Below are 12,921 nucleotides of genomic sequence, written 5' to 3' on the forward strand. Positions count from 1 at the left end.
ACCCATGGGCCTTACCGCCATCGTCACCAATGCGGGCCGCGCCGCGCTGGTCAATGCCGCCAACACCGGCACCCGCGCCGTCACTATTGCGCAAGTCGGGCTGAGCGGCACCGCCCTCACGCCCAAGGCTGGCGCCACCGTCCTGCCCGGCCAGTTCAAGACCATCGCCACGCTCTCGGGCGATGTCGTGGCCGACGACACGATCCACCTGATCGTGCGCGACGAGAGCGCCGACGTTTTCACCGTGCGCAGCCTCGCGCTCTACCTTGCCGACGGCACGCTTTTCGCGATCTACGGTCAGGCCGACGTGCTGCTCGAAAAGTCCGCCCAGGCGCTCATGCTGCTGGCGATCGACATCCGCTTCGAGGACGTGGACGCGACCACCATCACCTTTGGCGACACGAACTTCCTCAACCCGCCCGCGACGACCGAGCGGCAGGGTGTGGTCGAACTGGCGACCGTGGCCGAAGCACAGGCCGGGATCGACGCCTTGCGCGCCCTCACGCCGCAGGCCGCGCGCTCGGCCATCCTCGGGTGGCTGCTGGCGCAGGATGGCGCCGGGTCTGGTGTCGATGCGGATCTGCTCGATGGCCAGCACGGCTCCTATTACACCAACATCGCCGCGCGCCTCGGCTATGTGCCGTGGGGGCCGACCAACGATGGGGCCGGAAGCGGGCTCGACGCTGACCTGCTCGATGGTCTGGACAGCAGCTATTTCGTGAACATCCCGGCGCGTCTGGGATACACCCCGGTCAACAAGGCGGGGGACAACGTTACCGGCACCTTTGTTTTCGGAACGGCAGGTGGGAACCGGGCGGAGGCACGCGCCAGCGGCGACTTGCACACCCGTACAGGACCCGATAACGGCATATTGCGCTTCGGTGACAGCAATGCGCGTTACATAGAATACAATGGGTCACGGTTTTACTTCAATGAATGCGAGATATACAGTGGTCCCAGCAATTCGCTGACGTGGAACGCGGGTAACGACGGCGCCGGTTCTGGTCTCGATGCCGATCTGCTCGATGGGCAGCAGGGCAGCTGGTACGCGGACATCATCGGGCGACTGGGCTATGCCCCGGTGCAACAGGGAACGGGTATCGGCCAGCGGTCCAATGCCATCAAGATTGGCTGGAACGGCAGCAAGTTGCAGCTGACCGTCGACACCTATGACCAGGGCAACATCGTCACCGAGCCCAATCTGGCGAATTCGACCCTGAACGTGAACGCGGCCTATGTGCAGCGCAACAACAACCACTTGTGGGGGCCGGACAACGATGGCTCCGGTTCGGGCCTCGACGCGGATCTGCTCGACGGCTTTCAGGCCGATGCCTTCGCGCGCATCACCGCCCAGTCGATTGGCAGCACCGGCTATCTCGTCCTGAGCAATGGGCTGAAGATTGTCTACGGGACCGTCCAGCTGACGCAGGACGCCTACAGCTACGCGACTTTCCCCATCGCCTTCGAAAGCGCCCCGGCGGTCGTCTTCCCGACCATCGATACGGTCAACAACAGCTCCGACCAGAACACGCTGCTCACGGCCCGGACCATGAACGGCTTCACCGTCTTTCAGGCCGCCGACATCTCCAATGTCTCGCTCCCCTACATCGCAATCGGACGCTAAACGATGATCTACTTCAGCCCCTCGACATGCGGCTTCTACGAGGACGGACAGGGCGCCGCGCCCCCGCTCGACGCCATCGCGATCACCGCCGGCGAGCGCGACCGCGCGCTGGCCGATCTGCGCCCCGGCCACCGGATCGTCGCCGGGGAGGGCGGAAGGCCGGTGGTCGCGCCCGCCACGCTCACCACCGACGAGGTGCTGGCCGTGGTCCGCCATCGTCGCAACGCCCTGCTGGCCGCCTGCGACTGGACGCAGGCCGCCGACAGCCCAATTGCTTCCGCAGATCGCAGCGCCTGGGCGGAATACCGTCAGGCCCTGCGGACCCTCCCCGAAACCATCACCGACCCGGCCAGCATCGTCTGGCCGGTCGCCCCCACGCAAAAGGATCCGGCATGACCGAACTGACCACCACGATCGGCGCTTACGATGCCGAAAAGCGCGCCGTCCCCGTCACCTTCACCAGTGGCGCGATCCGCCACACGCGCGAGGTCAACGCGGTGCTGGACGAGGGCGGGGCCTACGACAAGGCCGCGACCAGGGCGCGTGTCGAGCAGGTCGCCCTTGGCGTCGCCCACAAGATCGCGCTGGGCGTGATCGCCGAGCCGGTGCCCGATCCGGCAGGCCCCGCTGCTGTGTAAGATTGCGGCGGCCCTTCACGCCGCCCTGTTCCCCCTTTACGGAAGGGGGTCTCGGATGTTCCCGCATCTCGAAACCAGCGAGCCTGCACTCGCACTCTCCGGGCAGCGCGCCTGTCCCTTCGAGCACCCTTCCGCGTCTCAGGCGCGGAAGGGACATCGTGCAGGATACCCTCCATGTCTACCCCTTTTGTTCTCGTTCGTCCCGTTTCTCCCCCGGCCGGTTACATCGGTGGAAAACGCAATCTTTCCCGCCGCATCTGCGCCATCATCGAGGCCACGCCCCACACCAGCTATGCCGAGCCCTTCGTGGGCATGGGCGGCATCTTCCTGCGCCGCGCGCGGCGCCCCAGGGCCGAGGCGATCAACGACATTTCCGGGGACGTCGTCACCCTGTTCCGCTGCCTTGCCGAACACTACCCCTACCTGATCGACATGCTGCGTTTCCGCGTGGCAAGCCGGGCCGAGTTCGAGCGCTTGCTGGCCCAGCCTCCCGAACGCCTGACCGACCTGCAACGCGCAGTGCGCTTCCTCTACGTCCAGCGCCTGGCCTTCGGCGGCCGGGTCTCGGGCCGCACCTTCGGTGTCGATGCCTCCTCGCCCGCGCGCTTCGACGTGGGCAAGCTCGAACCGATGCTGGCCGAGATCCACGAGCGCCTGCAATCCGTGGTGATCGAGCGCCTGCCCTATGCCGAGTTCATCCGCCGCTACGACCGCGCCGGCGCCCTGTTCTACCTCGACCCGCCCTACTGGGCCTGCGAGCGCGACTACGGCCCCGACGTCTTCACCCGCGAGGACTTCGCCGCGCTCGCCAGCCAGCTCGCCACCATCAAGGGCAAGTTCCTGGTCTCCCTCAACGACACCCAGGGCGTGCGCGAAACCTTCGCCCCCTTCAACCTCACCCCCATCACCACGACCTACACCGTTGGCGCCAAGTCCCGCCCGGCCCGAGAACTGCTCATCAGCAACTTCCCGCTCCCCGGAAACGATAACTGAGGCAGGGCTCCCGCGCGCTTGGGAACGGGCGCGCGGGGGGCAGGTATCGACCAAAATACGCCGTTCAAGCACGGCCATCGCTATGACGGCTAACTGCCCAATCCGGTCGCTCAGCGATGATGACGGTCGTGCAATAATATCAGGTAGTTTTAGTTTGCTACGGTGGTTGTGCATTCACCGCTAATGGTGGCATAGCGAGAGTATGAGCATCACACCGAGCTCCCTCTACCGCCGCTGTTACGTCAGCGGAGATGATGCCTCGGCCATTGCGAAGCTGACTGATTTGGCGCGTGCGCATGGGTTGGAGACGGCGAGCGCCGCCGATGTTTCGGGAGGGACGTCCTTCACGAGGGAGGTCATCAACCTAATTGATTCGGTAGACTTTGTAATTTTCGTGATTACCGATGAATCGCGGTCTGGTGTCGCTTACGAGCTTGGTCTTGCTCAAGGCCGAGACAAGCCGGCGTTCGTCGTGTTTGTTGGACGTCAAAGCCTCGATCTCGATAATGCCTATATGGTGCTAGTGGAGGACGAGGCAGGAATAGCGGGCATTGCTGGCGATTTCGATCGTTTCGTGCGAAACGCCAAGCGCCCCGATCGATCAAAACGATCGACCGAACCGGCCTCTATCAGGTCTCTCGATTGGGCGCGTGCCGAGTTGCACAGTTTGCGAGAGCTCAAGGCGCCCGAGCGCTATAGCAGGTTCGAACAGTTATGTGCGAAGCTGCTGCGGTCAGCAGGAGCAGAGGTTACGGAGGTAGGCGACAGCCGAGACTTTGGGGCCGATCTTGTTGTATGGTTCAACGAGATCGCGTTCGAGATCGGCGGCCCCACGCTCGTGGAATGCAAATTTTACGGCGGCGGTAGCGGAAGCGTCATCAAGAACTCGGAAGCGACAATTAGACGGATTGCGACGGCGGTCGAGCGTAGCGACGCTAATCTGGCGCTTCTCGTCTATGACCATGACCGATCGACTCCACCACCAAGCCTTTATGAGACACCGAGCGTGCTCTCGTTCGCTGTGGAAGATGTCATTCAAGCTGCCGAGCAAGGAACCTTGGAGAGGGAAATCCTCAAGCGGCGTGAGCGCGCTCGTTTCGTCCGGCCAGAACAGTGACGCTCGATCCCGTTTGGATCAGTAGCGAACTCGATGCAATCGATTCGCTGGGGGACAAGCCGCTTGAAAAGGGCCGACGCCTAGAAGCACTAATTTCTGCAATTTTCTCTCTTGTCTCCGGCCTAGAGTATGATGGCGCGGATCTCCTCAACTTCTACAAAACCGAGGAAATTGACCTACTTTTCTGGAATGATCGGGAGCGTGACGGCGTCCATTTTCTCGACTGTCCGCTTATCATCGAATGCAAGAGTTCGAGTACGCCGCTAGCGGGCCGTGATTTGCGTTATTTTGCGACCACTCTGGCAGACAAAGGCCGCAGAAGCGGTGTTCTAGTCGCCTTAGGGGGGGTCGCGGGGAACGAAAGATCGGCCAGCGCCGGCTTCTATCATATGACCGCCGCGCTGGGCGGAGGTGTTACGATCCTCGTTGTCACTCGAGAAGACCTGCTGGCGCTGACCACAGTTCTAGACTTGGTCGCGCTGCTGAAGCGTCGCCTTTTAGCGCTCACTAGGTCGCAGATCCTTGAGGCCGGCGGAGCGTGAGGCACTTACCGACCAAAGCTGGTCGCTCCCATCAGAGTCGGTCAACTTCTGGTCTCTTAAGCTGTCGATCTCTGGCATCTGCGAATTCTGGACGAGCAAGCGATGGTCGGGCTGTTTGACGGGATGAGAAAGATGATGCGATACGCTGAATGCGACGTTCCACCGCTGGTTGCGCGATGGCGTAAGGCTCTCATCACGGTGGTGTTCGTGGCGATAGCGACCCTAGCCCCTGGCTCGGCGCCGGCTCAGAATGGACCGATGGCCAACAACTCAAGCCCTGCCAAACCACCTGAGAACAAGACGGTTGCCGTCGAGGTGTCGGATGCCCCCGACAATGCGTCGATGCCGCCTGCGGCGAACAATCAGAATCAGCAACCCAACCGCCAGGAAGCGGAAATCGGCGATGGGCCGGACAACGGGGGGTGGCTTAAGGTCGTGATCGGGGGCCTGGTGGGCGCGGCGACGGTGCTCGCCACCCAATGGATCACAGCCCGCGCTAACCGCGCCATCGCGAGCGAGCAGGCCGAGATTAGCCGCTCTGCGGTGCAGGTCGCGGCGGACGCCGCCAAGGCCTCTGCACTCGGGGCGAGCGCTGCGGTCGAGAGTGCCGGGGCCGCCCGTGAGAACGCGGCGGTCGCCGGACGTAATGCCGATAACCTAGGCGTGCACGCGGTCGCACGCCTCCGTCAAGAATGGATCAATACCGTACGCGACGAGCTTTCGAGGCTACATTCCCTACTCGCTAATTACCGACCACCTCCGGCCAAGGCGACACCGACGCAAATCGCCGCAAGCGAGCAGCGTCAGCGTGACACCAACCAGAGCAAAGCCAAACTTGCGTTGCTGCTCAATCCCCGGGAAATACCATCACGCAACCTCGCCGTCGTCATCCGCCAACTGGAGAACCCGGCGCTTGCGACCGCCGACCGTAAACGATGGGCGCGCTGGATCGTCCGCTGGGGCCAGATCCTGCTAAAGGAGGAATGGGATCGGGTCCGGGCCGAACTCAGCGGTGAAGAGATTGCGGTGCGCTTCAGGAGGGACGGGCGCCGCTAGGCCTCGGGCCGCCAGCACTGCATCGGATCGATCTCGACGGTTCAGAGCGACAAATGGTCGTCTATGCCTACCCGACGGGTAATACCCCGCATGTCGGCTCCCACCAGAGTCTGCCGTTCGTTGCATCGCTTGGGAACGGCAAGAATGTCCCACGACGCCGCGTTCCGCTGTTGGCGGCAGCCGACCAGAGCCGGTCGTCGTGCGACGGACACCGGAATGGCAGTTCGCTCCCAAAGCGGTCTAAAATCTGGTCGGCGCCAGTGCAACTGGCGTGCACTGATTGTTGGCGCCTCTACAGATTTTGCACCTAAGGCGCCTTGGCCAGTCTGCGCAGGGCCTGTGGTGGCTGTCCATACTGCCGCATGAACGCCTCACGCATGCGGCGAATGTCGACGAAGCCCGCTTCGCGCGCGATCTGGTCCATCGGGTGGCGCGTTTCCTCGATCAGCAACCGCGCGGCTTCCAGTCGCATCTGCTCGACTGCCTTGGCCGGGGTCTGGCCGGTTTCCGCGCGGAAGGCACGGGCGAACTGGCGCGGTGAAAGAGCGGCGACCTCGGCCAGTTCCTCAACTGTCAACGGATTGGCGAGATGGGCCTTGGCAAAGATCACCGCCTTCTGGATGCGGTCGCTGCTGGGGGCGAGTTCGAGCAGTTCGGAATGCTGCGATTGGCCCCCGGCGCGGCGATGGTGCATGACGAGGCGGCGGGCAATTGCGCCTGCTACGTCGCGACCGAGATCTTTCTCGATCAGGGCTACGGCGAGATCGAGCCCCGCCGTCAGTCCTGCCGAGGTCCACACTGCGCCTTCGTTGATGAAGATACGATCATCCTCGACGCGGACGTTGGGAAAATCCTCGCGCATCTGGCGAGCGTAGGACCAGTGGGTTGTCGCACGGCGGCCATCCAGCAGGCCCATCTGCCCAAGCAGGAAGGCTCCAGTGCACAGCCCTGCCACGCGGCGAGATTCCCTTGCAATGATACGCAGGGTTTCGAGCGTTGCTTCGTCCTGTCGTGGCGGGGGCACAAGGCCGGCGAGCAGGAGCAAGGTGTCTACCTGCCCCACTTCGGCGAGCGGTACTGTGGGAACGGCAAAGCCGCTGGACGAGGTGACCGGGCCGCCTTCTACCGAAGCAATCGAGAGGGTGTAGTAGGGCTCGTCCTTGATGGCATTGGCAAGTTCGAAGGCCGCCTGCACGCCCAGAGCAAGAAACTGGAAGCCGGGGGTGAGTACCATCGAAACGTGTGGCATGCGGCCTCCAAACGGTATGTCCTAAAAACGTAGTTTATACGTCATATAAGACATCGGTGTATGCGTCCATAAGGTCCGTGTCGAGAGCAACGGCGCTCTCCCCGACAGCAAGAAGGACCATGACCATGACCACTGCATCCAAGGGCACGGCTCTCATCACCGGCGCATCGACCGGCATCGGCGCGATCTATGCCGATCGCCTTGCCGCCCGCGGCTATGACCTCATCCTCGTTGCCCGCAACAAGGACAAGCTGCAGGCGCTGGCCGCGCAGATCTCGGACAAGACCGGCCGCTCGGTCGAAGTGCTCTCTGCCGACCTTGGTGACGCTGCCGATCTTGCCCGCGTCGAGAAGGTCCTGCGCGAGGATGCCAGCGTGACGGCGCTGGTCAACAACGCCGGCATCGGCACGCACACCACGCTGCTGGAAAGCGATGTCGAGAAGATGGCGGCGATGGTGCAGCTAAACGTCACCGCGCTGATGCGGCTGACCTATGCCGCGGTGCCGGGCTTCGTGGCGCGCGGTGGCGGCACGGTGATCAACATCGCTTCGATCGTGGCGGTTGCCCCCGAGCTGCTCAACGGTGTCTATGGCGGCAGCAAGGCCTTCGTCCAGGCCTTCACCACTTCGCTCAACCACGAACTGGCCGACAAGGGCATCCGCGCCCAGGCCGTGATGCCGGGGGCCACTCGCACCGACTTCTGGGCGCTGGGCGGGCTCCCGGTGGAGCACCTGCCGAGCGAGATCGTGATGGACGCAGAAGACATGGTCGATGCGGCGCTGGCCGGCCTTGACCTGGGTGAGACCGCCACGATCCCGGCGCTGCGCGACATCGAACTGTGGAACGCCTTCGAAACCGCCCGCGCCGCGCTCGGCCCGCAGCTTTCGGCCACCCGTTCCGCCCCCCGCTTCCACGTCGCGGCCTGATCCTTCCCTCCAGCCATCCTCTCCAGACAAAGGACAATTCGACATGAAACTCACCGGCAACACTATCTTCATCACCGGCGGCACCAGCGGCATCGGCCGTGGCCTGGCCGAGGCGCTGCACAAGCTCGGCAATCAGGTGATCATCTCGGGCCGCCGCACCGCGCTGCTTGACGAAGTGACCGCAGCCAACCCCGGAATGGCCTCGATCCAGCTGGACGTGACCAGCCTCGACAGTATCCGGAATGCGGCGAACGAACTGATTGAGCGGTTCCCGAACCTCAACGTCGTGTTCAACAACGCCGGGGTCATGCCGTTCGACGATGTGAGCGGGCCGGTGGATGACGATCTGACGCAGGATCTGATCACCACCAACCTGCTCGGCCCGATCCGGGTGACCTCTGCCCTGATCGAGCACCTCAAGACCAGGGCGGAAGCCACCGTGCTCTATACCAGCAGCGTGCTCGCCTATGTGCCGATCGCCACCAATGCGATCTATTCTGCCACCAAGGCCGCGCTCCATTCCTACGCCCTGTCGCAGCGGTTCCAGCTGCGCGACACCGGGGTACGGGTGCAGGAAATCGCGCCGCCGTGGGTCGATACCGACCTGATCTACAAGAGCGGCGATCCGCGCGCGATGCCGTTGCCCGACTTCATCGAGCAAACGCTGGTGGCGCTGGCGACCGATGCGCCCGAGGTGATCGTCGATAGCATCAAGACGATGCGCGACAATCCGGGCGCCAATGAACACACCCTGTTCGAGGCCTTCAACCAGAGCCTTGTCGACAATCCGATCCCGACTGGCGCCTGAGTCCCACATCCCGATCAATTTCTTGAAATACGAAAGGAAAGACCATGTCTCGTATCACCATCCCCGAATCCGCCGCTGCCCCGGAAGGATCGCAGGCCACGCTGGGCGCGATCAACGGCAAGCTGGGTCGGGTGCCTAACTTCTTCCGCGTCCTGTCCAACAGCCCGGCAGTGATCAATGCCCACGCAGCGTTGAACCAAGGGCTTGGCAAGGCACTTGATCTCAAGACTCGCGAGCGCATTGCCCTTGCCGTGGCGGCGGTGAACGGCTGTGAATACTGCGATGCGGCGCATAGCTACACCGGCTACACTTTCGCCAAGCTGAGCAAAGAGGAAGTGGAACTTGCCCGCCAAGGCACCTCGGCCGATCCGGACGCTGCAGCAGTTACAGCCTTTGCTCGCAAGGTAGCAGAGGTTCGGGGCAAGGTTTCGGCGGAAGACATCGCAGCCATCCGCAAGGCTGGCTTCAGCGAAGGTCAGATCGTGGAGATCGTGGCCGTTGTCGCCGAAAACTTCTTCACCAACCTGATCAACAATGTTGCTGGCACTGAAGTGGATTTTCCGGCGATCTAGGTCAGCGCTCTCAAAGCTGAAAATCCGGCAGCCTTGTGCGGTTCGAGACCGCACAAGGCTGCGGCTTATGGAAGGACGGCTAACGGCAACGCCGGTCGTTGATCGGATCTTCCACGAACAACCGCTTTGTCCCAGACTCGGTCGCCCCTCGCTCGGCTGCCAGCACTTGGCCAGCCAGCCAACCCGATACACCCCCCGCGTAAGCTGAACGATCCCGCGCCATGGTCTGGCCATGGCGACCACTTCCGATCCTGAACACCTTACCGGCGATGTCCTGCGTCTTGGCGTGGTGGCGGCTGTTGATCCGGGCGGGGCGACCTGCATGGTGGAGAGCGGGGGTGTGGTGGCCGGGCCTTTGCCGTGGGTGGCGTGGCGGGCCGGGGGCTTGCGGGTCTGGGCGCCGCCTTCGGTGGGCGAGCAATGCCTTGTGCTTTCGCCCGAGGGGGATCTGGGCAACGGGATCGTGTTGTCGGGGCTCTATTGTGATGCTTTCCCGGCGCCATCCGATCAGCCTGATCTTGTCTGTTTTGCTTTCGCCGATGGGGCGTGGATCGGCTATGATCCGGTGCGCCATGCCTTGGCCGTTACGCTGCCCGCAGGGGGCACCGCCGCGCTCGATGTGCCCGGTGGGCTGACCATCCATGGTGATGTCACCGTCAACGGCAGCCTGACTGCCAGCGGCGATGTCGTGGGGGAGGGGGTTTCCCTCAAGGGCCACCGGCATTCCGGCGTGCAGGGCGGCAGCGGCCAGACCGGGGCGCCGGTATGAGCAGCTTGTACAAAATCAGCTGGACCAAGCGCGTCTGCTACTGCCGCTTGTTCGTCTGGGCGGCCTATTCCGTCCGCAACCGCCGATATGGTGGCCTGATCTGGATACTGTGGCATCCGCGTGAGTGGTTCAAATTCGGCTCCGGGCTGGATTGCGACTGATGGCGGGCATGGCACGCACCACTGGCGCATCGCTCGATGGCCTCGACCATATTCGCCAGTCGGTTGCCGACATTCTCTCGACGCCCATGGGCACGCGCGTTGGGCGCCGTGACTATGGTTCGCTGGTGCCCGAGCTGATCGACCAGCCCATGACGCCCGCCAATATCCTGCGCCTCTATGCCGCCACGGCTGTCGCGCTCACCCGCTGGGAGGATCGCCTGCGCCTGCGCCGTGTCGGCCTGGTTGTCGGGGAGCGGCCCGGTTCCGCGCAAGTCGTGCTCGATGCCCGGCGCACCGACACCGCCTCGGCCAATGCCCTCGTGCGGCTGTCCATCCCGCTCACCCCGTAACACCAATTCCGGCTCCCGGCCCCGCTTCCAACCCCGTTCAAGGAACCCGTTCATGCCCTTCAAACATGGTATCACCCTGACCGAGATCAGCACCGGCGCCCGGACGCTGACCGCTGTTTCCACCGCGATCCTCGGCCTTGTCGCCACCGCGCCCGACGCCGATGCCGATGCCTTCCCGCTCGACCGCCCGGTCCTCGTGACCGACATCGAGACCGCCATCGGCAAGGCCGGTCTTGCCGGCACGCTGGCCCGCTCGCTGCGCGCGATTGCCGACCAGACCCGCCCGGTCCTGGTCGTGGTGCGCGTGGCCGAAGGGGCTGATGATGCGGCCACCGCCAGCAACGTGATCGGCACGACCACGGCCGAGGGTACGAAGACCGGCATGCAGGCCCTGCTCGCCGCGCAGGCGCAGCTGGGCGTGAAGCCGAAGATCCTGGGCGCGCCCGGCCTTGAGACACAGGCCATCACCGCCGCGCTTGCGGTGATCGCCAAGAAGCTGCGCGGCTTCGTCTATGCCCGCGCGCTGGGCGCGACGATCACCGAGGCGAGCGCCTATCGCGCCAATTTCAGCGAGCGCGAGCTGATGCTGCTGATGCCCGACTTCCTCGCCTGGGACACCGCCACCAGCGCCAATGTGACCAGCTATGCCGCCGCCCGCGCCATGGGCCTGCGCGCGCTGATCGACGAGCAGACCGGCCCGCACAAGACCCTGTCGAACGTCGCCGTCTCGGGCGTGGTCGGCCTCACGCAGGACATTCACTGGGACATCGAGGACATGGCCAGCGATGCCGGGGTGCTCAACGCCGCGCAAGTCACCGCGCTGATCCGCTCGGACAGCGGCTTCCGCTTCTGGGGCAACCGCACTTGCGCCGACGATCCGCTGTTCGTGTTCGAGAGCACCGTGCGCGTGGCCCAGTTGCTGGCCGATACCGTGGCGCGCGGCATGGTCTGGGCGATGGACAAGGATCTCACGCCCTCGCTCGCGCGCGACATCGTCGAGACGGTCAACGGCTTCTTCCTCGATCTCAAGACCTCGGGCGTGATCCTGGGCGCGAAGGCCTGGTTCGACGAGACCGACAACCCCGTCGACAGCCTCAAGGCGGGCAAGCTGCGGATCGACTACGATTATGCGGTGCCCCCGCCGCTCGAAGACCTCGGCTTCAACCAGCGCATCACCGACAGCTATTTCGCCGATTTTGCCAGCCAGCTCTCGCAGGCCGGCTGAGGCCTGCCGCCGCGTTTTCTTCCCTCCCCATTGCATAGGAACCCCCGATGGGATTGCCCCGCACGCTCCAGAACCTGATGCTGTTCAACGAAGGCCAGTCCTATGTGGGCGAGGTCAAGACGGTCACCCTGCCCACGCTCACCCGCAAGCTCGAAGAATACCGGGGCGGGGGCATGTCTGCCCCGGTCAAGCTCGACATGGGCATGGAGGCGCTGGAGATGAAGTCCGTCTTCGGCGGCCCCGAGCGCGCGATGCTGCGCCAGTTCGGCGTGGTGCGCGTCAATGGCGTCTACCTGCGCTTCGTCGGCTTCTACCAGCAGCAGGACACCGGCCAGAGCGACACGATCGAGATCGTCGTGCGCGGCCGCCATGCCGAGATCGAGATGGGCGATCAGGAACTCGGCTCGGCGGCGGATTTCACGGTCACCTCGGCGCTCGCCTACTACAAGCTCATCTGGAACGGCCGCACGGAAATCGAGATCGACCCGCTCAACATGGTCCAGATCGTCGATGGCGTCGACCTCATGGCGCAGCAGCGCAGCGCGCTCGGCCTGTTCTGATCCCCTTTTTGCCTGACAGGATACCCCGATGACCGATACCCCCCAGCTCCGCACCGTCACGCTCGACACCCCGATCCAGCGCGGCGAACAGACCATCGAGACCGTTCAGATCCGCAAGCCCAGGGCGGGCGAGTTGCGCGGGCTGGCCCTGGTCGATCTGGGCCAGCTCAAGGTCGATGCGCTCGGCGTGCTGCTGCCGCGCATCACGCTGCCCCCGCTCAGCCCCGCCGAAGTGGCCAACATGGACCCGGCGGACCTCCTCGCCTGCGGCGCCGAGATCGGCAGTTTTTTGTTGCAGAAAGCGCGGCGCACGGATGCCCTCGCACAGTAG

General features: G+C 64.0%; 16 protein-coding genes. 15 read left to right on the top strand and 1 reads right to left on the bottom strand.

The window, feature by feature from the left end:
- Positions 1-4: 4 nt before the first annotated feature.
- From SBI20_RS01370 to SBI20_RS01400, 7 genes are all read left to right on the top strand, one after another.
- Entirely contained in the window at positions 5-1,624 is a 1,620-nt protein-coding gene (locus tag SBI20_RS01370) for a gp53-like domain-containing protein (RefSeq protein WP_317973346.1), read from the top strand.
- A 3-nt stretch (positions 1,625-1,627) separates the two neighbouring features.
- Complete coding sequence (locus SBI20_RS01375) at positions 1,628-2,020, top strand: tail fiber assembly protein (protein ID WP_317973347.1); 393 nt, start codon at positions 1,628-1,630, stop codon at positions 2,018-2,020.
- Entirely contained in the window at positions 2,017-2,262 is a 246-nt protein-coding gene (locus tag SBI20_RS01380) for a hypothetical protein (protein ID WP_317973348.1), read from the top strand. Before SBI20_RS01375 ends, SBI20_RS01380 begins: the two co-directional genes overlap by 4 nt.
- A 174-nt stretch (positions 2,263-2,436) precedes the next feature.
- Complete coding sequence (locus SBI20_RS01385) at positions 2,437-3,255, top strand: DNA adenine methylase (protein WP_317973349.1); 819 nt, start codon at positions 2,437-2,439, stop codon at positions 3,253-3,255.
- A 202-nt stretch (positions 3,256-3,457) separates the two neighbouring features.
- Positions 3,458-4,372, top strand: coding sequence for a restriction endonuclease (locus tag SBI20_RS01390; protein WP_317973350.1), 915 nt, complete (start codon positions 3,458-3,460; stop codon positions 4,370-4,372).
- Positions 4,369-4,914 carry a hypothetical protein gene (locus tag SBI20_RS01395; RefSeq protein WP_317973351.1) on the top strand — a complete coding sequence of 182 codons (546 nt, stop codon included), beginning with the start codon at positions 4,369-4,371 and terminating at the stop codon, positions 4,912-4,914. Before SBI20_RS01390 ends, SBI20_RS01395 begins: the two co-directional genes overlap by 4 nt.
- Positions 4,915-5,172: 258 nt before the next feature.
- Positions 5,173-5,970 (top strand): hypothetical protein, encoded by a 798-nt coding sequence (locus SBI20_RS01400; RefSeq protein ID WP_317973352.1) that lies wholly within the window; start codon positions 5,173-5,175, stop codon positions 5,968-5,970.
- 307 nt (positions 5,971-6,277) lie between these two features.
- On the opposite strand, the gene SBI20_RS01405 is transcribed toward SBI20_RS01400, so the two are convergent.
- A complete protein-coding gene (locus SBI20_RS01405) occupies positions 6,278-7,219 on the bottom strand; it encodes a GlxA family transcriptional regulator (protein ID WP_026167023.1) in 942 nt (313 codons plus the stop codon).
- Between the two features lie 125 nt (positions 7,220-7,344).
- Here SBI20_RS01405 and SBI20_RS01410 point away from each other — a divergent pair, with 125 nt between their 5' ends.
- The 8 genes from SBI20_RS01410 to SBI20_RS01445 all read left to right on the top strand — a co-directional run bounded on the left by SBI20_RS01410 (position 7,345) and on the right by SBI20_RS01445 (position 12,921).
- Positions 7,345-8,145, top strand: coding sequence for an SDR family NAD(P)-dependent oxidoreductase (locus tag SBI20_RS01410; RefSeq protein ID WP_317973353.1), 801 nt, complete (start codon positions 7,345-7,347; stop codon positions 8,143-8,145).
- A 43-nt stretch (positions 8,146-8,188) separates the two neighbouring features.
- Positions 8,189-8,953 carry an SDR family oxidoreductase gene (locus SBI20_RS01415; protein WP_317973354.1) on the top strand — a complete coding sequence of 255 codons (765 nt, stop codon included), beginning with the start codon at positions 8,189-8,191 and terminating at the stop codon, positions 8,951-8,953.
- A 44-nt stretch (positions 8,954-8,997) separates the two neighbouring features.
- The gene (locus SBI20_RS01420) at positions 8,998-9,525 is read left to right on the top strand and encodes a carboxymuconolactone decarboxylase family protein (RefSeq protein ID WP_317973355.1); all 528 of its coding nucleotides are present in this window, start codon (positions 8,998-9,000) and stop codon (positions 9,523-9,525) included.
- A gap of 232 nt (positions 9,526-9,757) precedes the next feature.
- The gene (locus SBI20_RS01425; protein WP_317973356.1) at positions 9,758-10,294 is read left to right on the top strand and encodes a phage baseplate assembly protein V; all 537 of its coding nucleotides are present in this window, start codon (positions 9,758-9,760) and stop codon (positions 10,292-10,294) included.
- A gap of 169 nt (positions 10,295-10,463) precedes the next feature.
- Complete coding sequence (locus tag SBI20_RS01430; RefSeq protein WP_317973357.1) at positions 10,464-10,805, top strand: GPW/gp25 family protein; 342 nt, start codon at positions 10,464-10,466, stop codon at positions 10,803-10,805.
- Positions 10,806-10,857: 52 nt separating this feature from the next.
- Entirely contained in the window at positions 10,858-12,030 is a 1,173-nt protein-coding gene (locus SBI20_RS01435; protein ID WP_317973358.1) for a phage tail sheath subtilisin-like domain-containing protein, read from the top strand.
- Positions 12,031-12,077: 47 nt separating this feature from the next.
- A complete protein-coding gene (locus SBI20_RS01440) occupies positions 12,078-12,590 on the top strand; it encodes a phage major tail tube protein (RefSeq protein ID WP_317973359.1) in 513 nt (170 codons plus the stop codon).
- A 28-nt stretch (positions 12,591-12,618) separates the two neighbouring features.
- Positions 12,619-12,921: a phage tail assembly protein gene (locus SBI20_RS01445; RefSeq protein WP_317973360.1), complete on the top strand. Its 303-nt coding sequence runs from the start codon at positions 12,619-12,621 to the stop codon at positions 12,919-12,921.

It is taken from the genome of Novosphingobium sp. IK01 (genome assembly GCF_033242265.1).
GTDB lineage: Bacteria > Pseudomonadota > Alphaproteobacteria > Sphingomonadales > Sphingomonadaceae > Novosphingobium > Novosphingobium pituita.

What these genes read in the sequence shown, in the direction of transcription:
- SBI20_RS01370 (WP_317973346.1), top strand. Translation starts at nt 5, where the DNA reads ATGGGCCTTACCGCCATCGTCACCAATGCGGGCCGCGCCGCGCTGGTC.
- SBI20_RS01375 (WP_317973347.1), top strand. Translation starts at nt 1,628, where the DNA reads ATGATCTACTTCAGCCCCTCGACATGCGGCTTCTACGAGGACGGACAG.
- SBI20_RS01380 (WP_317973348.1), top strand. Translation starts at nt 2,017, where the DNA reads ATGACCGAACTGACCACCACGATCGGCGCTTACGATGCCGAAAAGCGC.
- SBI20_RS01385 (WP_317973349.1), top strand. Translation starts at nt 2,437, where the DNA reads ATGTCTACCCCTTTTGTTCTCGTTCGTCCCGTTTCTCCCCCGGCCGGT.
- SBI20_RS01390 (WP_317973350.1), top strand. Translation starts at nt 3,458, where the DNA reads ATGAGCATCACACCGAGCTCCCTCTACCGCCGCTGTTACGTCAGCGGA.
- SBI20_RS01400 (WP_317973352.1), top strand. Translation starts at nt 5,173, where the DNA reads ATGGCCAACAACTCAAGCCCTGCCAAACCACCTGAGAACAAGACGGTT.
- SBI20_RS01405 (WP_026167023.1), bottom strand. Translation starts at nt 7,219, where the DNA reads ATGCCACACGTTTCGATGGTACTCACCCCCGGCTTCCAGTTTCTTGCT.
- SBI20_RS01410 (WP_317973353.1), top strand. Translation starts at nt 7,345, where the DNA reads ATGACCACTGCATCCAAGGGCACGGCTCTCATCACCGGCGCATCGACC.
- SBI20_RS01415 (WP_317973354.1), top strand. Translation starts at nt 8,189, where the DNA reads ATGAAACTCACCGGCAACACTATCTTCATCACCGGCGGCACCAGCGGC.
- SBI20_RS01420 (WP_317973355.1), top strand. Translation starts at nt 8,998, where the DNA reads ATGTCTCGTATCACCATCCCCGAATCCGCCGCTGCCCCGGAAGGATCG.
- SBI20_RS01425 (WP_317973356.1), top strand. Translation starts at nt 9,758, where the DNA reads ATGGCGACCACTTCCGATCCTGAACACCTTACCGGCGATGTCCTGCGT.
- SBI20_RS01430 (WP_317973357.1), top strand. Translation starts at nt 10,464, where the DNA reads ATGGCACGCACCACTGGCGCATCGCTCGATGGCCTCGACCATATTCGC.
- SBI20_RS01435 (WP_317973358.1), top strand. Translation starts at nt 10,858, where the DNA reads ATGCCCTTCAAACATGGTATCACCCTGACCGAGATCAGCACCGGCGCC.
- SBI20_RS01440 (WP_317973359.1), top strand. Translation starts at nt 12,078, where the DNA reads ATGGGATTGCCCCGCACGCTCCAGAACCTGATGCTGTTCAACGAAGGC.
- SBI20_RS01445 (WP_317973360.1), top strand. Translation starts at nt 12,619, where the DNA reads ATGACCGATACCCCCCAGCTCCGCACCGTCACGCTCGACACCCCGATC.